12 protein-coding genes, 3 tRNA genes, 3 rRNA genes and 1 pseudogene are annotated in these 20,601 nt (G+C 56.3%); 5 read left to right on the forward strand and 14 right to left on the reverse strand.

The window, feature by feature from the left end; translation table 11 throughout:
- Nucleotides 1-44: 44 nt before the first annotated feature.
- Both TRM7615_RS00085 and TRM7615_RS25845 read left to right on the forward strand, forming a co-directional pair.
- Nucleotides 45-569 carry a hypothetical protein gene (locus TRM7615_RS00085; protein WP_108784892.1) on the forward strand — a complete coding sequence of 175 codons (525 nt, stop codon included), beginning with the start codon at nt 45-47 and terminating at the stop codon, nt 567-569.
- Between the two features lie 116 nt (nt 570-685).
- Nucleotides 686-805, forward strand: a pseudogene (locus TRM7615_RS25845) (ubiquinol-cytochrome c reductase iron-sulfur subunit N-terminal domain-containing protein); the annotation flags it as partial.
- A gap of 346 nt (nt 806-1,151) precedes the next feature.
- On the opposite strand, the gene TRM7615_RS00095 reads toward TRM7615_RS25845, so the two are convergent.
- The 11 genes from TRM7615_RS00095 to TRM7615_RS00145 all read right to left on the reverse strand — a co-directional run bounded on the left by TRM7615_RS00095 (nt 1,152) and on the right by TRM7615_RS00145 (nt 12,942).
- Nucleotides 1,152-1,228 (reverse strand) — tRNA-Met (locus TRM7615_RS00095).
- 68 nt (nt 1,229-1,296) lie between these two features.
- Nucleotides 1,297-1,411 (reverse strand): 5S ribosomal RNA (gene rrf / locus TRM7615_RS00100).
- Nucleotides 1,412-1,637: 226 nt separating this feature from the next.
- Nucleotides 1,638-4,465 (reverse strand): 23S ribosomal RNA (locus TRM7615_RS00105).
- 427 nt (nt 4,466-4,892) lie between these two features.
- Nucleotides 4,893-4,969, reverse strand: a tRNA-Ile gene (locus TRM7615_RS00110).
- A gap of 61 nt (nt 4,970-5,030) precedes the next feature.
- Nucleotides 5,031-5,106: transfer RNA gene (locus TRM7615_RS00115), tRNA-Ala, on the reverse strand.
- Nucleotides 5,107-5,251: 145 nt separating this feature from the next.
- Nucleotides 5,252-6,713 (reverse strand): 16S ribosomal RNA (locus TRM7615_RS00120).
- The 16S, 23S and 5S rRNA genes sit together here with 3 tRNA genes alongside, the layout of an rRNA operon.
- 703 nt (nt 6,714-7,416) lie before the next feature.
- Nucleotides 7,417-8,292, reverse strand: a complete 876-nt coding sequence (locus TRM7615_RS00125) for a glycosyltransferase family 2 protein (protein WP_108784894.1) — start codon at nt 8,290-8,292, stop codon at nt 7,417-7,419.
- 31 nt (nt 8,293-8,323) lie between these two features.
- Nucleotides 8,324-8,944, reverse strand: a complete 621-nt coding sequence (gene msrQ, locus TRM7615_RS00130; protein ID WP_108784895.1) for a protein-methionine-sulfoxide reductase heme-binding subunit MsrQ — start codon at nt 8,942-8,944, stop codon at nt 8,324-8,326.
- Between the two features lie 39 nt (nt 8,945-8,983).
- Nucleotides 8,984-9,883, reverse strand: coding sequence for a protein-methionine-sulfoxide reductase catalytic subunit MsrP (gene msrP / locus TRM7615_RS00135; protein ID WP_108784896.1), 900 nt, complete (start codon nt 9,881-9,883; stop codon nt 8,984-8,986).
- A gap of 70 nt (nt 9,884-9,953) precedes the next feature.
- The gene (locus tag TRM7615_RS00140; RefSeq protein ID WP_108784897.1) at nt 9,954-11,447 is read right to left on the reverse strand and encodes an FMN-binding glutamate synthase family protein; all 1,494 of its coding nucleotides are present in this window, start codon (nt 11,445-11,447) and stop codon (nt 9,954-9,956) included.
- A 238-nt stretch (nt 11,448-11,685) separates the two neighbouring features.
- Complete coding sequence (locus TRM7615_RS00145) at nt 11,686-12,942, reverse strand: TAXI family TRAP transporter solute-binding subunit (protein WP_108784898.1); 1,257 nt, start codon at nt 12,940-12,942, stop codon at nt 11,686-11,688.
- A 177-nt stretch (nt 12,943-13,119) separates the two neighbouring features.
- On the opposite strand from TRM7615_RS00145, the gene TRM7615_RS00150 reads away from it, so the two are divergent.
- Nucleotides 13,120-13,518 carry a hypothetical protein gene (locus TRM7615_RS00150; protein ID WP_125133627.1) on the forward strand — a complete coding sequence of 133 codons (399 nt, stop codon included), beginning with the start codon at nt 13,120-13,122 and terminating at the stop codon, nt 13,516-13,518.
- On the opposite strand, the gene TRM7615_RS00155 is transcribed toward TRM7615_RS00150, so the two are convergent.
- The 3 genes from TRM7615_RS00155 to clpB all read right to left on the reverse strand — a co-directional run bounded on the left by TRM7615_RS00155 (nt 13,519) and on the right by clpB (nt 19,129).
- Nucleotides 13,519-14,973 (reverse strand): M20 family peptidase, encoded by a 1,455-nt coding sequence (locus TRM7615_RS00155; RefSeq protein WP_108785445.1) that lies wholly within the window; start codon nt 14,971-14,973, stop codon nt 13,519-13,521.
- A gap of 118 nt (nt 14,974-15,091) precedes the next feature.
- Nucleotides 15,092-16,435 carry a dGTP triphosphohydrolase gene (gene dgt / locus TRM7615_RS00160; protein WP_207775204.1) on the reverse strand — a complete coding sequence of 448 codons (1,344 nt, stop codon included), beginning with the start codon at nt 16,433-16,435 and terminating at the stop codon, nt 15,092-15,094.
- A gap of 75 nt (nt 16,436-16,510) precedes the next feature.
- The gene (clpB, locus tag TRM7615_RS00165; protein ID WP_108784901.1) at nt 16,511-19,129 is read right to left on the reverse strand and encodes an ATP-dependent chaperone ClpB; all 2,619 of its coding nucleotides are present in this window, start codon (nt 19,127-19,129) and stop codon (nt 16,511-16,513) included.
- A gap of 217 nt (nt 19,130-19,346) precedes the next feature.
- Between clpB and TRM7615_RS00170 the strand changes: the two genes are divergently transcribed.
- The gene (locus TRM7615_RS00170; RefSeq protein ID WP_125133628.1) at nt 19,347-19,616 is read left to right on the forward strand and encodes a hypothetical protein; all 270 of its coding nucleotides are present in this window, start codon (nt 19,347-19,349) and stop codon (nt 19,614-19,616) included.
- Nucleotides 19,617-19,693: 77 nt separating this feature from the next.
- Nucleotides 19,694-20,443, forward strand: coding sequence for an orotidine-5'-phosphate decarboxylase (gene pyrF, locus TRM7615_RS00175; protein WP_108784903.1), 750 nt, complete (start codon nt 19,694-19,696; stop codon nt 20,441-20,443).
- The last annotated feature ends 158 nt before the right edge of the window (nt 20,444-20,601 follow it).

Here is a 20,601-nt window from a genome sequence, read left to right on the forward strand (position 1 = left end):
CTCTGCTAGATCTCGTAAAATGCATCTGCACAAAGGATCCGATCATGCGCTTTGTCCTCATCCTACTGTCCCTCTCACTTGCGGGCCAGGTATCCGCGCAACATAGCCATGGCGGCACAGGACATGCGATGGGCGGACCGCAGGAAACCGGTCAATCCGGGTTTGCCGCCTTGGCCGAGATCGTGATGATCCTCAGAGAAGACCCCGAAACGGTTTGGGACTCGGTCGATATTGCCAGTCTCAGACGACATCTTGTCGACATGGATCTTTTGACGACCAAGGCCGAGGTCATTTCCGTGCCCCGTCCCGAGGGTGCTCGCTTCGAAATACGCGGAACTCCGCGCGTACTTGAAGCCGTTCGGTCCATGGTGCCTGCGCACGCACCTTTCCTGGCAACTGAGACCGGCTGGGACGTTTCAACCGAGGAGTTCGATGACCGTGTCAATCTCACTGTCGATGGCGATGCCGCGCAGATCCAAGGGCTTGGCTTCTTTGGTCTGATGGCGATTGGTGCGCATCATCAGGAACATCATCTGATGTTGGCCAGGGGTGCTGCGCCTCATCGCTAGTCGAACGAGATCGCACTCCTGCGCGGCCGCGAAAGCGGGCCTTGCTTACCAAACATTACACGTGCGTCGTTGCCCCTCCTGCGCTCTCGCCACATAGAAATCGCGACATAAGCACCATGTCCGAGGACACAACACGCCGGAATTTTATCTTCTACGCCACGGCAGGAGCGGGCACCGTGGCTGCTGGCGCCGCCGTCTGGCCGCTCCTGGACCAAATGAACCCCTCCGCTGATGTGGGCCGGAAACACCAATTGGGTCAAAGGCTGCGAAGGTGTGCAAAGCCCCGCTTCTCTGCAGCTGCGAATGATCCTGGCGAATGTCCGCTGTTCGACTCCGATCACAGACTCGTAGCGCATGTGGGGGTGCTGTCTGAGAAGGGTTAAAGGGCAATTGGAGTTTTGAAGCCACTGCGGTGACCTGGCGTGGCAGGAATCAATCGTTCGGGACAACTTCCACGGCATTGATTCGATGCGGTATTTCCACACGACTCATCAAACGTTGAGGTGGCGTTGAGGTAAAACCGCACGCGTAGTACCCCAGTGTTTTACTAGGGTTCTAAGCGTTTGATTTATTGGCTGTTTTTGGTTGCGGGAGTAGGATTTGAACCTACGACCTTCAGGTTATGAGCCTGACGAGCTACCGGGCTGCTCCATCCCGCGACAGTTGACCTAGCGTGTTGTGCTGGTCTGGGTATTTTTGATCGTATTAGAGTATTGGATTTTACTAGGTTTGGCGGTGAGCTACTCTCCCACGCCTTGAGACGCAGTACCATTGCCGCAGCAGTGCTTAACTTCCGGGTTCGGGATGGGACCGGGTGTTTCACTTGCGCTATGACCACCAAACCAAGAAAAATCCATTTATCTTCGATGACTGGATTTGGCGGCAGGCAGGGCATTTGCGCAGCAAATACCGGTTGCCGCACCTGAGTTATGTCAGGCTGGCTGTTCCAGTTCATCGAAGAAGATCAATCAACAGAGACACATGTTGGAATGTCTCGGGCTGTCCAAGTTTTGTGTTTTGTAGGGGTTGTATGCTTTTGTTTTGGTTCCAGTTTTTCTTTTACTGGATCAAATCAAGCCTATCGGACAATTAGTACCGGTCAACTGAACATGTTACCATGCTTACATCTCCGGCCTATCGACGTGGTGGTCTACCACGGTCCTCAGGGATACCTTGTTTTGAGGGGGGCTTCCCGCTTAGATGCCTTCAGCGGTTATCCTGTCCGATCATAGCTACCCTGCACTGCTGCTGGCGCAACAACAGGTCCACCAGTGGATCGTTCACCCCGGTCCTCTCGTACTAGGGGCAACTCCTCTCAAGTATCCTACACCCACGGCAGATAGGGACCGAACTGTCTCACGACGTTCTAAACCCAGCTCACGTACCTCTTTAAACGGCGAACAGCCGTACCCTTGGGACCTGCTCCAGCCCCAGGATGAGATGAGCCGACATCGAGGTGCCAAACACTGCCGTCGATATGGACTCTTGGGCAGTATCAGCCTGTTATCCCCGGCGTACCTTTTATCCGTTGAGCGATGGCCCTTCCACTCGGGACCACCGGATCACTATGGCCGTCTTTCGACTCTGCTCGACTTGTCAGTCTTGCAGTCAGGCTGGCTTCTGCCATTGCACTCAACGAGCGATTTCCGACCGCTCTGAGCCAACCTTCGCGCGCCTCCGTTACGCTTTAGGAGGCGACCGCCCCAGTCAAACTACCCGCCACACAGGGTCCCGGATCCGGATAACGGACCGCGGTTAGACATCAAGCAGAACAAGGGTGGTATCTCAAAGGAGGCTCCACAGGAACTGGCGTCCCTGCTTCAAAGCCTACCACCTATTCTGCACATGTTGTGCCTGATGCCAATGTGAAGCTGTAGTAAAGGTGCACGGGGTCTTTCCGTCTAACCGCGGGAAGCCTGCATCTTGACAGGCAATTCAATTTCGCTGAGTCGATGTTGGAGACAGCGGGGAAGTCGTTACGCCATTCGTGCAGGTCGGAACTTACCCGACAAGGAATTTCGCTACCTTAGGACCGTTATAGTTACGGCCGCCGTTTACCTGGGCTTCAATTCAGAGCTCTCACCCCTCCTTTTAACCTTCAGGCACCGGGCAGGCGTCAGACCCTATACGTCGTCTTGCGACTTCGCAGAGCCCTGTGTTTTTAATAAACAGTCGCCACCCCCTGGTTTGTGCCCCCAGCCCCTAGTTGCCTAGGAACCGGGCCTCCTTCTCGCGAACTTACGGAGGTATTTTGCCGAGTTCCTTCAACATCGTTCTCTCAAGCGCCTTGGTATTCTCTACCAGTCCACCTGTGTCGGTTTAGGGTACGATCTCATGGAAGGGCTATTTCCAGGGACCTCTCAGCAGCCCATTCAATCCGATAAGGATGAACTACCTTCGAGATCCGTCACCTCTTCCTGGCCCAGGAATATTAACCTGGTTCCCATCGACTACGCCTTTCGGCCTCGCCTTAGGGGTCGGCTTACCCTGCTCAGATTAGCTTTAAGCAGGAACCCTTGGACTTTCGGCGAGAGTGTCTCTCACACTCTTTGTCGCTACTCATGTCATCATTCTCACTAGTGATCTCTCCACGGGATCGCTCACGCGCCCGCTTCATCGAAAGCTCCTTGCGTCCAACACCTTCCGAAGAAGGTTAAAGACGCATGGAACTATGTCACACTACGCTCTGCTACCATGCCTTACGGCATCCTAAGCTTCGGCTCATGGCTTGAGCCCCGTTACATCTTCGCCGCAGGACGTCTTAATTAGACCAGTGAGCTGTTACGCTATCTTTAAAGGATGGCTGCTTCTAAGCCAACCTCCTGGTTGTTTTGGACATCCCACCTGCTTTCCCACTTAGCCATGAATTGGGGGCCTTAGCTGTAGGTCAGGGTTGTTTCCCTCTCCACTACGGACGTTAGCATCCGCAGTGTGTCTGCCATCTAGTACTCCCGGGTATTCGGAGTTTGGTTAGGATCAGTAAGCCTGTGGGGCCCCATTACCCATCCAGTGCTCTACCCCCCGGGGTATTCGGATGACGCTCTACCTAAATAGATTTCGCAGAGAACCAGCTATCTCCGAGTTTGATTGGCCTTTCACCCCTAGGCACAACTCATCCCGACCTTTTTCAACAGGTGTGGGTTCGGCCCTCCAGTAAGTGTTACCTTACCTTCAGCCTGGTCATGCCTAGATCACTCGGTTTCGGGTCTGATCCCACGAACTCGACGCCCTATTAAGACTCGCTTTCGCTGCGCCTACACCTAACGGCTTAAGCTTGCACGTGAGACCAAGTCGATGACCCATTATACAAAAGGTACGCCGTCAGCTCGCAAGGAGCCTCCGACTGATTGTAGGCGTTCGGTTTCAGGTACTGTTTCACTCCCCTCGTCGGGGTGCTTTTCACCTTTCCCTCACGGTACTGGTTCACTATCGGTCAGTAAGGAGTACTTAGCCTTCGAAGGTGGTCCTCCGATCTTCAGACAGAATTTCACGTGTTCCGCCCTACTTAATACGTCCATCAGAGCTTCTTGTACGGGGCTGTCACCCGCTATGGCCATGCTTCCCAACATGTTCCAATCACTCATCCGGCTCGGCTGGTCCCCGTTCGCTCGCCGCTACTAGGGGAGTATCAATTGATTTCCTTTCCTCCGGGTACTTAGATGTTTCAGTTCCCCGGGTTTGCTCTTAAAACCCTATGTATTCAGGTCTTAAGTACCTGGTTAAGAACATTATTAACTACCGAAGTAATAATAATGAACTTTCAGGTGGGTTCCCCCATTCAGAGATCCATGGATCAAAGCTTATTCTCAGCTCCCCATGGCTTATCGCAGAGTATCACGTCTTTCATCGCCTCTTACTGCCAAGGCATTCACCAAACGCCCTTCTCGCGCTTGATTTGATCCAGAAAGAGAAAAACTGACGTCTTTCGACCGCAGTAGCTGGTAAGTAACTGCAGCTTATCTTCCTGAACCAAAAGCATACTTTCCCGCCCGCTTCATGTCGGTGAAGCGGACATTGAGTGTTCCGTGCGGAACACTCGGGTTAGTGTACTTGACTTGGACAACTCTGTTCGTTTCAGCCGGGATACATAAGACGGAGCGAGGAAACACTCGTGTCAAATGCCTTCCACTCTCTTAGTGTGCTACCGCCTTGCGGCTACTTGAGCACGAGAATGGAACCGAACTGAGATCCACGCCACACTCGGCGCGATCAAACAGTGTTGATTGATTTCTCTCTAAACGATGTCAATGCTTCCGAAGAAGCGACGTCCGATTGGACGGTTAAAAACCAAAAACGGTGCTTAACGATCAAATCGAAGGGATATGGTGGGTCGAGGAGGACTTGAACCTCCGACCTCACGCTTATCAGGCGTGCGCTCTAACCACCTGAGCTACCGACCCAGCTGATTTTGCTTTGCAAAATCGGCGTTTAGCCCCTCGTGGTTATCCAGGGCCGTATATCTGGTGGAGCCTAGGAGGATCGAACTCCTGACCTCCTGAATGCAAATCAGGCGCTCTCCCAGCTGAGCTAAGGCCCCTTGAAGAACCCTGCATTCAGGGCTCGGTGACTGAAGAGATATGAGGACGGCCTGGTCCGATTGATGCGACCAGCTTTGATTGCTGATCATTGCTAAGTGTTTCACGATCAAGAGCGAACTCTATGATGACTAGAAACATCCTTAGAAAGGAGGTGATCCAGCCGCAGGTTCCCCTACGGCTACCTTGTTACGACTTCACCCCAGTCGCTGAGCTCACCGTGGTCCGCTGCCCCCTCGAAAGGTTGGCGCACGGCCTTCGGGTAAACCCAACTCCCATGGTGTGACGGGCGGTGTGTACAAGGCCCGGGAACGTATTCACCGCGTCATGCTGTTACGCGATTACTAGCGATTCCGACTTCATGGGGTCGAGTTGCAGACCCCAATCCGAACTGAGACAACTTTTGGGGATTAACCCACTGTAGTTGCCATTGTAGCACGTGTGTAGCCCAACCCGTAAGGGCCATGAGGACTTGACGTCATCCACACCTTCCTCCCGCTTATCACGGGCAGTTTCCCTAGAGTGCCCAGCCGAACTGCTGGCAACTAAGGATGTGGGTTGCGCTCGTTGCCGGACTTAACCGAACATCTCACGACACGAGCTGACGACAGCCATGCAGCACCTGTCACTAGGTCCCGAAGGAAGGCTCCATCTCTGGAGTTGTCCTAGGATGTCAAGGGTTGGTAAGGTTCTGCGCGTTGCTTCGAATTAAACCACATGCTCCACCGCTTGTGCGGGCCCCCGTCAATTCCTTTGAGTTTTAATCTTGCGACCGTACTCCCCAGGCGGAATGCTTAATCCGTTAGGTGTGTCACCAACAAGCATGCTTGCTGACGACTGGCATTCATCGTTTACGGTGTGGACTACCAGGGTATCTAATCCTGTTTGCTCCCCACACTTTCGCACCTCAGCGTCAGTATCGAGCCAGTGAGCCGCCTTCGCCACTGGTGTTCCTCCGAATATCTACGAATTTCACCTCTACACTCGGAATTCCACTCACCTCTCTCGAACTCAAGACCAGGAGTTTTGGAGGCAGTTCCGGGGTTGAGCCCCGGGATTTCACCCCCAACTTTCTGATCCGCCTACGCGCGCTTTACGCCCAGTAATTCCGAACAACGCTAACCCCCTCCGTATTACCGCGGCTGCTGGCACGGAGTTAGCCGGGGTTTCTTTACCAGGTACTGTCATTATCATCCCTGGCGAAAGAGCTTTACGACCCTAAGGCCTTCATCACTCACGCGGCATGGCTGGATCAGGCTTGCGCCCATTGTCCAAGATTCCCCACTGCTGCCTCCCGTAGGAGTCTGGGCTGTGTCTCAGTCCCAGTGTTGCTGATCATCCTCTAAAACCAGCTATAGATCGTAGGCTTGGTAGGCCATTACCCCACCAACTACCTAATCTAACGCGGGCGAATCCAAAGGCGATAAATTTTTCCCCCGAAGGGCCCATAGGGTATTACTCTCCGTTTCCAGAGGCTATTCCCTACCTTTGGGTATATTCCCACGCGTTACTAACCCGTCCGCCGCTCACCCCGAAGGGCGCGCTCGACTTGCATGTGTTAGGCCTGCCGCCAGCGTTCGTTCTGAGCCAGGATCAAACTCTCAAGTTGAAAAGCACTTACATGCTTATCCTTGACGTTCGAACCTCTGCACATCACCCATATTGGCATTACTGAAACCAACATGAGTTTTCTCTGTTTGTGTGCTTCAGCTACAAAGTAGCGAAAGCCGTACAAACAGTGAAGCTGACACTCCATCATCGGCCGAAGCCTAAGAGCGTTGATATACAGACGTTGATCCATCGAAATGAACCAAACCGCCCACATATCTCTTCAGTGTATTCTATTGTCAAACAGCGTCGGAACCTAAGCCCCAGAGACAAAAACCAACACGAAGCGCCAATCTTACTTGGCGCAAACCGCGTCAATACTGCCTCGAATTCTCTCCGAACTTCCCTTCCTGAACCTTCCGTCCAGTCCGTTCCGTCCGCCCCGTAGCGCCTCAGCGCCGCCGGTGAAGGGGGTTCTAGTCCCAACACCAAACACCCGCAACCCAAAAATTCACAAAAATCACAAAAATCACAAAAAAGATGAAAAACTCAATGCAATCAACACCTTAGAATAAACCCACGCACCACCACAACCAAACCAAACTCAAACAAAACCCCAAACACAAACACAAACCAATCCAAATCAATCCAAACAAATCCTACATCTTGTGAAAGACCAAACAACAAACACAACACAAAGCATGAATCAAACCATCGAGTCGGGCGCAAACAAGATCCCGCCCCAGGGTTTCCCAGCACCCCCCTCAGACGATTCCAAAAAACCGCGCCGGTACCTCGCGAACCTCTTTCCCAATCAACTTCTCAAAATGATAAAGCTCATTGTCCCGGGGCCCCCATGTGTCCTGCATGTGGGTCATCTCAGGCCCAAAGTCCCAACCGTCGATCTTGGGCAGGTTGGCGAGCCGGTCCAGAAACGCCTCTTCCTTGCCGTCAAGCTTGTTCCACCGTGTGCTCAGCTCGGTCTCACTTTCTTCCCCATAGCCAGCAGTCGAGATCGTTTGTGCCCGGCTCTCGAGCAGGGCCTGACTGTCGTGACGATCACAGAACTTCATGTGGAACAGATAGAGCCTTTGAAAGATCCGCAACTCAGGGTGTGTCGAGTAGTGTTGCCCACGAGCAAAACTCACCTGCGGTGTCCCCAGAATGATGGGTTTGCAATAGAACGAACTGAACCGCACGAAGCGGCGCGGACCCAGAATATGTGTGTCAATTGGTTCGGGTTCTTCTTGTGGGCGATGAACAACCTCGACGCCGATTGGTGAAATCACCGAGCCGGTGCGCCTGCGGGTCAGAAAGGTGCGCAGATCGAACCCGGTTTCCGGGTCAACGACAATGAATTCGTCCACATCCGTGACAAGCACGAAATCAAAATAATTCTGCAGCGCGCGCGCCATGTTCCCAAACAGGCGCGCCCGGCGACCGGCCCATTTTGGGTCGTACCCGGGCGGGAGCCGCATCACATTGCATCCTGCAGCAATCTCGGAAATTTCTGGTTCGCCCCCGTGGGCAAAGACATACAGTGCCTCACGCCCAAAGATGTCGCCGTAGTATTTCACCCATCGCCGCAGAAAATCGTGGTCATCTTTGACCATGGTGACAACGGCGGCGATTTCTTTCATGGCGTGCACTCATCGATTGCGTGCACCTTTGTCAGCCGTGCACAGATTTACGCAAAAGGGATCGACCACTTCCTATCGCACGAACGGCAAGCAGTCCAACAATGAAAGCCAAGTAAATCAACGGCTCAAGCTGAAACCCCTTGGCAACCATAACGTAGTGGACCCCTCCCAGGACCGCCGCGACATAAGCTCCCTTGTGAAGCGTGCGCCACTTTGGCCCAAGCTTGCGAATCGACCAATTGTTCGAGGTCAGCGCCAATGGCAGCAGAATGACAAAGCCCACCATGCCAATCGTAATGTAGGGGCGTTTGAGAATATCGGCCCAAACCTGGCTAAGGATCTGCACATCCAGCACAAGCCACACGAGCAGATGCAGCAGGACATAGAAAAACGTCAGCACTCCAATCGCACGGCGAAATTTCATCAGGTTTAGACCAGTGAACCGGCGCAACGGCGTCACCGCCAACCCAAGGATCAAAAGCTGCAACGCCCGCTCGCCCATTTCATGTTCGAGCACTTTGACCGGGTCCACGCCCAATCCACCGATGAGCCCCTGATACAACAGCCAGGCTGGATAAACAGCACCCACAGCGTAAAGCACCCAGCTCGGAAGCTTTCTCAAAGTCGTATTCAGATGATCAACAACTGGCATGTGCTGCTTTCCGATAGTTTCTGCCTCTGCCGCTTTCGCTTAGTAGAACTTGGCGAGATCCATACCTTCATAGAGGCCCGCGACCTCGTTTTCATAGCCGTTGAACATCAGCGTTGGAACGCGCTTGGCAAACAGGCCACCGCCGATCTTGCGCTCGCTGGCTTGTGACCAGCGTGGATGCGACACCTCGGGGTTCACATTGCTGTAGAACCCATATTCGCGACCGTTGGCCTGGTTCCAGCTGGTGGGCGGCTCTTTATCCGTCAGGGTGATGCGCACGATCGACTTGATCGATTTGAAGCCGTACTTCCACGGCACCACCAACCGCAACGGCGCGCCGTTCTGGTTCGGGATCGGTTTGCCATAGATGCCCGTCGCCATGATGGTCAGCGGGTGCATCGCCTCGTCCAGGCGCAGCCCCTCTTTGTAGGGCCATTCAAGTACGGGGTATTGGGTGCCGGGCATTTCTTCGGGACGATAGAGGGTTTCAAAGCCCACATATTTTGCCCCTTCCTGAACTCCGGCTAGGTTCAGCAGATCGGCCAGCTCGAACCCGTTCCACGGGATCACCATCGACCACGCCTCGACACAGCGAAAGCGATAGATGCGCTCTTCGACTGTCATCTCGGACATGACCTGATCAAAGCCGTAGTCGCCGGGACGGTCGACCATACCGTCGATCTTGATCGTCCAAGGATCGGTTTTCATCAGATGGGCGTATTCTGCCGGATCGCCTTTGCCTGTGCCGAACTCGTAGAAGTTGTTGTAGCTGGTGATTTCTTCCCAACTGTTGGGCTCCAGCCCTTCCGCCAAGGCAGGCTTTGCAATCGACGCCAAGCCAACGCCCGCCAATCCGGCCATAAAGTGACGGCGGTTCAGATACGCTGCCTCGGGTGTCACGTCGGCTTGGGTCAGGTCATTCTTCCAGCGGTGGGCCATCTCGGTCTCCGGTTGTTGATCGTTTGTTATCAGGTAGAGGGTCAGGTCGTTCGAGCCAAACCAACTTGTCTCACGATTCAGAGACGGGACTGTAACTTGGCAGGATTTCGTTCATGGGTATTGAACGACCGTTCTCCATCATGATGCGGACATGGCGACGGCGCAGTTGCCGGGGTTCCGGAACCCCCACGGAATGAGAGATGGTTTCCACCTCATGCCGGATTTCCTGGGCATAGCGCGCGACGCGCTTGTACTTGTGCTCGACCACCAACCCCTTTTGAAACCGTGGATCATGGGTGGTGATGCCCGTTGGACAGGTGTTCTTGTTGCACTTGAGCGCCTGGATGCAGCCGAGCGAGAACATGAACCCACGCGCCGAAGTCACAAAATCCGCCCCAGCCGCCAGTGCCCAGGCCACATCGCCAGGGTTGATCAGCTTGCCGCTGGACACCAGACGGATCCGATCCTTTAGCCCATGTTGGTCACGCAAGTTAGCGACCACAGGCAACGCCTCGCGTACGGACATGCCAACAAGGTCGATCAGCGGCATGGGGGCCGCCCCGGTTCCACCTTCGCCCCCATCCAAAGTGATGAAATCCGGCGCGCAATCGTCGCCACGCGCAACGATGGCGTCAAAGAGCTCGGTAAACACCTGCTCAGATCCGACCACGGTTTTGATCCCGACCGGTTTGCCGGTGACCTGACGCACGTGAGCAATCATGTTGAGCAACTCTTCAACGTTGCCGGCTTCACGGTGCCGGTTCGGAGATTGGCTGTCGCGGCCTTTCTTGATACCCCTGATCGCCGCGATCTCATCCGTGATCTTCTCTCCAGGTAGAATGCCGCCCTTGCCGGGCTTGGCGCCTTGGGCCAGTTTGATCTCGAACATGCGTACGGTTTCGTGAGCGGCCACCTCGCGCAGCTTGTCGTCGCTCATGTTGCCATGTTCATCCCGGACACCGTATTTCGCGGTGCCTATCTGGAAAACGATGTCGCAACCGCCCTCAAGATGAAACGGGCTCAGCGCGCCCTCACCAGTGTTGAGCCAAACGCCCGCCTCTTTAGCGCCACGGCTCAGCGCCTGCACCGCTGGTTTGGAAATCGCACCATAGCTCATGCCCGAGATGTTGAAGAATGACGGCGCATCATAGGGCGTTCGCGCGGTCGGCCCGATCCTTAGCGGCTCGGATTTGGTGAACTGGTCCCCAAGCGGCGGGAAAGGTGCGTTCACAAAGATTGGCGTACCTGGCACGCTCAAGTTGCGTGTCGAGCCGAAGGCGACCGTGTTCCCCTCGCCCTCGGCGGCGCGGTTGACCCATTCACGCTGCGCCCGGTTGAACGGCAATTCTTCGCGGTCCATAGCAAAGAAGTACTGGCGAAAGAACTCTCCCAGCCCACTGAACAATTTTCGAAAGCGCCCGATGACGGGATAGTTTCGGCGGATGGCATCGTGGGTCTGGAACCGGTCGATAAAAAACAGAACGATCGCGCCCAAGGCCACCACTCCGATGACACTGACAAAGCCAAAGGCCATAAACTCGATGGCGTTCATTGCAAATCCCATCTGGGGACCTCCGATCTGTTCTAGCTGCGGTTTCTGCGTTGCTGGTTTAACTTAGAGACTGGCCACAACGGCGCGGCTGATCAAGCCACGTGCAATCACGTTGCGGGAAGGAGATTGAAACAGAAATCAGAGGGCTTACACCACATATAGATCCGGTAAGGAAATTCGCGCCACATCTAGATCACCTATGCAAATCAGGCGACGACCAAATGTTTCACCGCTCAAGCCCGGCAACGGCTTAAGCCGCGCGCAGACCGTCGATCCGCTTGCGTACCAGTTCGACATGCATCCGCGCGTGATAAGCGGCCTGACGATAGGCAGCAGGCAAACGCACCTTGGACAGGCGATCATCCAGCTCGACCAATTCCGCATCCATACGCTCAAGATCCTCGGCCGAGGGGTTCTCGTCCAGCTCATCCTCGATGGCACGAATGTCGGGGTAATGCTGCCAGACCTTCCAGCCCATGATATAGGCGTAAATCCCCGGCAAGGCACGCAGCATTGGGACCACGATGAACAGGATCGGCAGCAGCAGAAGCAACGTCCGGTTCACCTGCGCCGCCATCCAATATGGTAGCCAGTCGTGCCACGTCGATGGCCCTTCGGTGATCAATTGCCGTGCCGCATTGTTCACCGGCAGATCAGTGCCGTCGATCGACGGAAAGGCATCGGGGTCGGTGATGATATCACGCGAGGCATGCAGTGCCTTGGCAGCCATCGTCAGGCGATTGACCAAAGCCGGGTGCAAGTCCGGGGTAATGGCCAGCCGCGCCTCGAGCGCGAGGATCGATTGCGGTTCGGGCGGGATCACGGGGTCCAGCGAGACCGCCCCGGTGGGAACCGTAACCGTGGTGGCATAGGCCAAACGCCGGGCAATTGCGTTGCTGTGATCCAGTGGCACAAATTGAATGTCCGGATGACCATAGGCACGCTGCAAATAAGGCGCATCAATCGGGGCGACAAAGACCGCCACGTCGATTTCATCCGCGATCAGCGCGCTGATGGCATCGTCATAACCGATGGCAACGGTCTGATTGGCCAACAGGTCAAGCTCAATCGCGGCCAGGAAATCGACATAGGCCGCCGCAGTTCCAGAGCCAGGACGCCCCCCGTTGATCTTCAACCCGCGCCACAGAGCTGGATTTCCCGGAAGGGTCAATTCGCTGCGGGCCAGAAAGATCATCGGCTCGAAAAAGATCGCACCAATGGCTTCAACCTCCGGGTCGGTAACCGAAATTCCCCCCTGCAAAAGGGCTGCATCGACCTGACGCTCTGCAAGCAGCTGCTCATTCTCGACCGACCCCGCGGTCTCGATCACTTCGAGCGTGATGCCATCGCTCGCCAACTCCTCGACATAGCGCTTGGCCACTTGGTCATAGGCCCCGCCCGCCGGTCCCGCCGCGATCCGCAAGGTTTTTGGCGGATGCAGTTGCAGAAATACCAAAACCAGGCCCGTTCCGAGCACAATGGCCGCAAGCAGGGTCCAAATCTTCATGATGTGGCCTTTCCGATTTCGGGGATTTCGTAGCAGGACAAAACCTAGCGGGCTGATCTACACGGGGCAAGGCGGCAATCTCTTGCAAATGGCCGCAGCACCTGACAGCTGAAAGTGATCCAAACCGGAGCCTGCGCAGTACAATCAGTACAACTCGCCTTTGTTAGGTCTGCTCTGATGACGCAAAATCGCTCCCTAAGCTGTTTCTTGGCTTCTTTGGTCTTTCTGCCCACGGCGACGTGGGGTGGCAACGAATCCCGATCCGCTGCTTATGAAGTCAGCGACGGCCTTATTGAGGTGGTCGCCGATTTTTCGGAAAACGCAATCTATTGGTGCGGGGTCGGCGACTACGCTCTCCTGCGCCTGGCGAAACGCGGCAACACACGGATTTATGTCTGGAAAGGCCCTGCTCCCAGCACCGCCCGCCCCGGGAAACGCGCTGTAACTTTTGGCTTCACACCACCACCGGGTGCCAGCACCGGCGCGTCCTTTACCACGGACGTTTCCCTGATCGGCAACTCTCTGTCGGTCGGACAGGCCAAACGAACCTGCGATGAACGGACAGCGAGCGGCTGACTACTGTTTTTGTATCAGCGCCAAATAAAACCCGATGCCGCGCTCCAGGTTCTCGATCGACAACCGCTCATTCAATCCGTGGAACCGCACCAGGTCATCGCCAGTGATCATGAATGGGTTGATGCGATAGGTGTCTTCGCTGGCCTTGGCATAATGGCGCGCATCCGTCGCGGCAATCGTTAGCCCCGGCACAGCTGCCAAGGGCCCAAAGACCGCGCGAATGGACGCCTCGACATCCAGATATCCCGGCGCAGTCGAACTGGACACGGGTGAGGCATCGCCACCGTTGTCCCGGTCGGCCACAATCTCTATCTCATCGTCATCAATGACAGTGCGCACATGCTCGACCACGCTGTCGATGTTGTCGCGCGGGTGGATGCGGAAATTGATGACCGCACGGGCCTCGGTCGCCAGCACATTCTCCTTGGTCGATCCCGACAACATCGTCGGCGCCGTTGTCGTCCGAAGCATCGCATCCGTGGACGGCGCCCCTGACAGGATGTTTTCCAGCAACGGATCAAACAGCCAGCGGTTCGCAAAGACCACGCGCTGACCAAACGAGAAGTGGCGACCCAGAGCATCAAAGAACTCGGCCGACACACCCGTCAGACCACCAGGCATCGGGTTGGTCTGCACCCGATCCACTGCACGCGCCAAACGCCCCACCGCCGTCACGCGCGGCGGCATGGACGAATGCCCCCCCTCGGCGCGGGCGATCAGGGTCACGGTCACATAGCCCTTTTCGGACAGGTTGATGCTGGCCACGGGCTCGGACAGGCCGGGAATTATCTTGTCCAGAACAAACGAGCCTTCGTCGAGCGACCATTCCAGCAGCACGCCCTGCTCTTTCAGGTGTTTGGCAACCGAGATTGCCCCCTTGCCGCCCACCTCTTCATCGCCGCCAAAGCTGAAATAGATGGTGCGTTCGGGCGTGAACCCAGCCGTGATCATGGATTCAGCGGCAGATAGCATGGCGATCAGCGCGCCCTTGTTGTCCAGAGTGCCCCGCCCCCAGACAAAGCCATCCGCAATCGTGCCGGAATAGGGCTCATGCACCCATTTATCCAGGTTCCACGGTGCAACTGGCACCACATCATAATGGGCTGCCAGCAGAACCGGCTTCAGATCCGGGTTGGAGCCCTGCCAGCGATAAAGGGGGGTTTTCTGATCCAGAACGACCCGTTCAGTCACACCATGTACAGCGGGATAGGTGGTTTCGAGGAAAGACAGAAACGCATCGAAATCCGGATGGTCAGGCTTGGTGCTGACCGTCTTGAACTGGATGGCCCGCGACAGCTGGGCGGTGGCCCGGTTTACATCGACCTCTACCGCAATCGGGTCTGACGCGGGAATGGGAGGCGGGCCATATCGAAAGGTATTGAACAGCAGAACCCCCGCCAGAACCACGATGGCCACCCCCAACACGGCGGCGATCCGCTTGACCCATTTCAACATCTGTCTCCCCTTCCCGATCCAGATCGGTTGCATCCGCATTGTGACGGCTGTTTGGGGCAATGAAAGACCCTACGTGGCCCGCTTACTCAACGTTACCAACCTGAGCCGATCCAAGTCTTCAAAGAAGCTCGGCGGTTTTGACGGCATAGCGGTCCGTCATGCCCGAGACGAAGTCGGTCAGTGAATGTAGCGCCGAATAAGCGTCGGTCACATCGCGCAGATCCAAGGCAAACGCACGGGCAAGCTGCGTTTCATAGGCGGGTAGATTATCCCTCGTCCACTGCGCTGCGGCCAAGGCCTCGTACACAGGCCAAACACCTTGAAGCACCCGCCGGATGCTATTGCGACCCTGAATTTCAAGCTTGGTCTTGCGCGGTGCGGTGAAAAGACGATTGCGCGCGCAGTCCTTGATTGCAGCGAATGCCTCGGACTTATTCGAGACCGCGATCAACTCGTCGGAAAACTGACCTGCAAGAATTGCCGTGTGGTGGTCGATGAAAGCCTCAACACACGCATTGATCGCCCCCCCGATGCTGCGGGCGCGCAGATAGCTGACGCGCTCGTAATCCGAATAGCTCGTGATATCGCGATTGGTCGGGATCGCTATGGGATCGAGCAAATCTTCAACTTGCTTGAGGTTCAGATCACCGGAAGAGAACCCATCTTCGAGGTCAACGATATTGTAGCAAATGTCATCGGCGGCCTCGACCAGAAAGACCAGTGGATGACGCCGCCACCATGCGCTGCCATCTGGTGCGGTTTCTTCTGGCAAGCCAAGTGCGCGTGCTGCTGTTTGCAGATAATCGAACTCGCTTTGAAAGACGCCGAACTTCTTGGCACCCACATAGGGCGCTTTACCGCCATTGGCCTCGCAGAGCGCCTTGGACGTGCTGGCAGTCATCGGGTACTTTGTGAACGCTCCCAAAACCGCATGGGACAAGTTCATGCCGCCCTGGTTGCGATACATTTCAAGCCGGGTGATGATCCGAAACCCCTGCGCGTTGCCCTCTAGCGGGGTGAACTCTACCCGTTTGTCTTCTGGGATGTCGTCGAACAGCGCGCGCTTGGCCTGAAATTGTTCCTCGATCCAGCCGCCCATCGCCTCTTCGCCCGAATGACCAAAGGGCGGGTTCCCGATGTCGTGCGCAAGACAGGCCGCGTGGACGATACCCGCAACCTTGCTGGCCTCACCGGGGGCTAGATGCCCTTGCCCCTCGAGCCAATGGCCGACTTTCATACCAAGGGTGCGCCCAACGCTGGCCACCTCGACCGAATGGATCATGCGGTGACGCAGATGGTCATGTTCATAGAGTGGATGAACCTGGGTCTTGTTGGCGAGCCTGCGGAATGGGGCTGAAAAGGTGATCCGGTCCGCGTCCTGCACGAAATTCCGGCGTAGCGGATCTTCTTCCTTGCCGTGATCCCTGCCGCGGTCGGTGTTGATGAGGGTGTGCCAGTCCAAAATCTGAGATCCATATGCAAGTGCCAGAAAAAAGCCCGCTGCGAACAGCGGGCTTTTTTTGTGAGCTATTTCAGATCAATGCACAACCGCATCATCCGGTCGTGGACGCTCGCTGGTGCCAAGGCGGTCGCCGATGATCAACCCATCCGCGCCTGCCGAGACGGGAACAGTTTCACCATCCTTGATGTCCCCTGCCAACAGCGCCTCGGCCAACGGGTTTTGCAACGCGCGTTGGATCACCCGCTTGAGTGGGCGGGCACCAAACACCGGGTCATAACCTTCGTCGGCAAGCCAGGTCTTGGCGGCCTCGTCCAGTTCAAGACCGATCTTGCGGCCAGCCAAACGTTTCGCCAAACGACCCAGCTGGATGTCAACGATGCCGTCCATATCCGCACGGGCCAGGCGATCAAAGATGATCGTCTCGTCCAGACGGTTCAGGAACTCGGGCCGGAAATGGGCCCGCACCGCGTCCATCACGTCGCGCCGCGCATCCGCCGCATCTGCGCCGTCTGGTAGCTGACTCAGCGCTTGAGCGCCCAGGTTCGAGGTCAACACGATCAGCGTCTGTTTGAAATCGACCGTCCGCCCCTGACCATCGGTCAGCACGCCATCATCCAGCACTTGCAAAAGCACGTTGAACACATCCGGATGCGCCTTTTCGACCTCATCAAACAGGACAACCTGATACGGACGCCTGCGCACGGCCTCGGTCAACACGCCGCCCTCGTCATAGCCGACATAGCCCGGAGGAGCACCGATCAGGCGGGCAACCGCGTGTTTTTCCATGAACTCGGACATGTCGATCCGAACCATGGCGCTGTCGTCGTCAAACAGGAAGTCTGCCACAGCCTTGGTCAGCTCGGTCTTACCCACACCAGTCGGCCCGAGGAACAGGAACGACCCCAGCGGGCGGCCCTCGTCGTTCAGACCCGCTCGCGCCCGGCGCACTGCGTTAGCAACGGCGGTGACGGCCGAATGCTGGCCGATCACACGGCGGTGCAGTTCATCTTCCATCCGCAACAGCTTCTCGCGCTCACCTTCCAGCATCTTGGAGGTGGGGATGCCCGTCCAACGCTCGACCACGGCCGCGATCTGCTCGGGCCGCACGGTCTCTTCGGCCATCATGCCACCATCTTCGCGGTTTTCCGCTTGCCCAAGCTGCTTTTCCAGCTCGGGGATAACGCCATAAGACAGTTCACCTGCCTTCGCCAGATTGCCTTCACGCTTGGCGATCTCCAAATCGGCGCGCGCCTTGTCCAGCTGTTCCTTCAGTGATTGCGCCGCGTTTAGCTTGTCGCGTTCTGCCTGCCATCGCGCCGTCATCTCGGCGGATTTTTCCTGCAGGTTCGACAGGTCCTTTTGCAGTGTTTCCAGACGATCCTTGGACGCGGCATCATCTTCGAGCTTCAGCGCTTCTTCCTCGATCTGCAATTGCAAGATCTGACGGTCAAGTTGATCGAGCTCTTCTGGCTTGCTGTCGACTTCCATCCGCAAACGGCTGGCGGCTTCATCGACCAGGTCGATTGCCTTGTCCGGCAAGAACCGATCGGTAATGTAGCGGTGCGATAGTGTCGCCGCCGATACCAGTGCCGAATCCGAGACACGGACGCCGTGGTGAAGCTCATACTTCTCCTTGATACCGCGCAAGATGCTGATTGTATCCTCGACCGTCGGCTCGCTGACCAACACCGGTTGGAACCGGCGCGCCAAAGCCGCGTCCTTTTCGACGTACTTGCGGTATTCGTCCAACGTGGTCGCGCCGATACAGTGCAACTCACCCCGAGCAAGCGCAGGCTTGATCAAGTTGGCGGCATCCATCGCGCCGTCGGATTTCCCGGCACCAACAAGCGTGTGCATCTCGTCGATGAACAAGATGATTTCACCCGCGGCCTCGGTCACCTCGGTCAGAATCGCTTTCAGGCGCTCCTCGAACTCGCCGCGATACTTCGCGCCCGCGATCAGAGCCCCCATGTCCAGCGACAGAAGTTTCTTATCCCGCAAAGATTCAGGCACATCTCCGTTGATGATGCGCAGGGCCATCCCCTCGGCAATCGCGGTTTTACCTACGCCGGGTTCGCCGATCAGAACCGGGTTGTTCTTGGTCCGACGGCTGAGCACCTGCATCGCGCGGCGGATCTCTTCGTCGCGGCCAATAATCGGATCGATCTTGCCTGCAGCCGCAGCCTCGGTCAGGTCGTGGGCGTATTTCTTGAGCGCATCATAACCATCCTCGGCACTCGCCGTATCGGCAGTCCGTCCCTTGCGGATATCATTGATGGCCTCATTGAGTTTCTGGGCGCTCACAGCACCGGCATCCAGCGCCTCTTTGGCCTTGGATTTCACCATGCAAAGCGCCATCAACACGCGCTCCACCGGGACAAAGCTGTCACCCGCCTTGTGCGCCAGTTTCTCGGCCTCGGCCAAAACCTTACCGGTTTGCGCATCCAGATAGATCTGGCCTGCGTCACCGCTGACCTTGGCCTGCTTCGACAGGGAAAGATCCAGCGCCTCGACCACACGGCCGGGCGCACCGCCCGCACGGGTGATCAGGTTGCTCGCGAGCCCCTGCTCGTCGTCCATCAAAGCTTTTAGAATGTGTTCGGGCGTCAGTCGCTGATGCCCTTCGCGCATCGCAATGGTCTGCGCCGCTTGCACGAATCCTCGTGCCCGCTCGGTGAACTTGTTCAAGTCCATCTCTCTCTCCTTTTCCAAGCGCCCGGTCTTGTCGGCGCCCGAAATCGGCACGCCAGCTGTTGGGCCTCACAATTCAATTTGGGTAATGCCATCTGGTCTTCAAGAGGCTGGATCACGGAAATTCAAAATGAGTTAAATTCTCAGAATTTCACCTCAACAGCGCCTCACTTTAGTAATAATTCGGATGGCATAGTTTAGGTCCAGAGTGGAGGCTACCATGCTCGTAACAAATGTTGAGATTTCAGAATACTCCTACTGCGAACGGACCGAACGGTGCACTGCGAACGTTAGTATGACGCTAGGCGATATGTTCGTCACCCTGTTCTGCGCGTTGGACATGCCGGAAAACGAATGCCCCAAAACACGTGCAAAAGCATTTGTCGGGGACGCGATGCGCCAGCTGCGCCGTATGCCCGAATACCGTTCTGGCAGAAGTTCGGTTGAACTGTCAGATCATGTCACGGCACCGCTGCCGATGCTGGCCTGACGCTGACAAGGCCCCTTGCATCAAAACTGGCAGCTAATTAGAGAGGCGCGACCCCACCAAAAACAAGGATCGCGCCCATGTCCGCCACACCCGCGCCCGCTACACCTGCGTCCGACGACCGCCTGATTGTCGCGCTGGACGTTCCAAACGCCCTGCAAGGTCTGGCCTTGACCGAACAGCTGGGTGACGCGGTTTCCTTTTACAAGATCGGTCTCGGTATGCTGACGGGCGGTGGTCTGGCCTTGGCAAACGAGCTGAAGCAGGAACATGGCAAGCGCATCTTCCTGGACATGAAGCTTTTTGACATCGGCAACACTGTTGAGAACGCGGTTCGAGGCTTGGCGCAGTTCGATCTGGATTTTCTGACCGTCCACGGGGACCCACATGTGGTTCGCGCCGCCAAAGAGGGCGCGAGCGGCAAGGACCTGAAAATTCTGGCCGTGACCATTCTGACTTCGCTCAACCGCGATGACCTGGACGCGGGGTTGATCAAAGCTGGTGACGTGCAGGATCTGGTCATCGAGCGCGCCACCAAGGCCTTTGAAGCAGGTGCCGATGGTGTCATCGCATCCCCGCAAGAGGCCGCGTTGATCCGAGCGCTGCCACAATCCAAAGGTCGCCTGATCGTTACCCCGGGCGTGCGTCCGGCAGGGGCTGAGTTGGGTGACCAGAAGCGTGTTGCCACCCCGGCAAATGCAGTTTCCGACGGCGCTGATCACATCGTTGTTGGTCGCCCGATCTATCGCGCAGAAGACCCACGTGCGGCAGCCCAAGCCATTCTGGCCGAACTGAACTCTGCCCAGGCAACTGACCGAAACAGGCACTAATCCGTCGCTTTCCGGGGCGTTTCCTGTTCAAAAGGTCTGTGCCCCTTAAAGCACATATTCCACATTCATTTTGCATGTCTGGAATTCCAGACTATGCCTAAGCCTCTTTTTGGGCGAGTCTAAGATTGAGACACTCCCCAACGAACCTTATCTTCCTG

The sequence above is a fragment of the Falsiruegeria mediterranea M17 genome (genome assembly GCF_900302455.1).
Taxonomy (GTDB): Bacteria; Pseudomonadota; Alphaproteobacteria; order Rhodobacterales; family Rhodobacteraceae; genus Falsiruegeria; species Falsiruegeria mediterranea.

Bases quoted from the DNA above. Each gene is read 5' to 3' on its own strand.
- pyrF (WP_108784903.1), top strand. From the start codon at position 19,694: ATGTCCGCCACACCCGCGCCCGCTACACCTGCGTCCGACGACCGCCTG.
- msrQ (WP_108784895.1), bottom strand. From the start codon at position 8,944: ATGCCAGTTGTTGATCATCTGAATACGACTTTGAGAAAGCTTCCGAGC.
- TRM7615_RS00140 (WP_108784897.1), bottom strand. From the start codon at position 11,447: ATGGGATTTGCAATGAACGCCATCGAGTTTATGGCCTTTGGCTTTGTC.
- msrP (WP_108784896.1), bottom strand. From the start codon at position 9,883: ATGGCCCACCGCTGGAAGAATGACCTGACCCAAGCCGACGTGACACCC.
- TRM7615_RS00145 (WP_108784898.1), bottom strand. From the start codon at position 12,942: ATGAAGATTTGGACCCTGCTTGCGGCCATTGTGCTCGGAACGGGCCTG.
- clpB (WP_108784901.1), bottom strand. From the start codon at position 19,129: ATGGACTTGAACAAGTTCACCGAGCGGGCACGAGGATTCGTGCAAGCG.
- TRM7615_RS00150 (WP_125133627.1), top strand. From the start codon at position 13,120: ATGACGCAAAATCGCTCCCTAAGCTGTTTCTTGGCTTCTTTGGTCTTT.
- TRM7615_RS00125 (WP_108784894.1), bottom strand. From the start codon at position 8,292: ATGAAAGAAATCGCCGCCGTTGTCACCATGGTCAAAGATGACCACGAT.
- TRM7615_RS00170 (WP_125133628.1), top strand. From the start codon at position 19,347: ATGCTCGTAACAAATGTTGAGATTTCAGAATACTCCTACTGCGAACGG.
- TRM7615_RS00155 (WP_108785445.1), bottom strand. From the start codon at position 14,973: ATGTTGAAATGGGTCAAGCGGATCGCCGCCGTGTTGGGGGTGGCCATC.
- TRM7615_RS00085 (WP_108784892.1), top strand. From the start codon at position 45: ATGCGCTTTGTCCTCATCCTACTGTCCCTCTCACTTGCGGGCCAGGTA.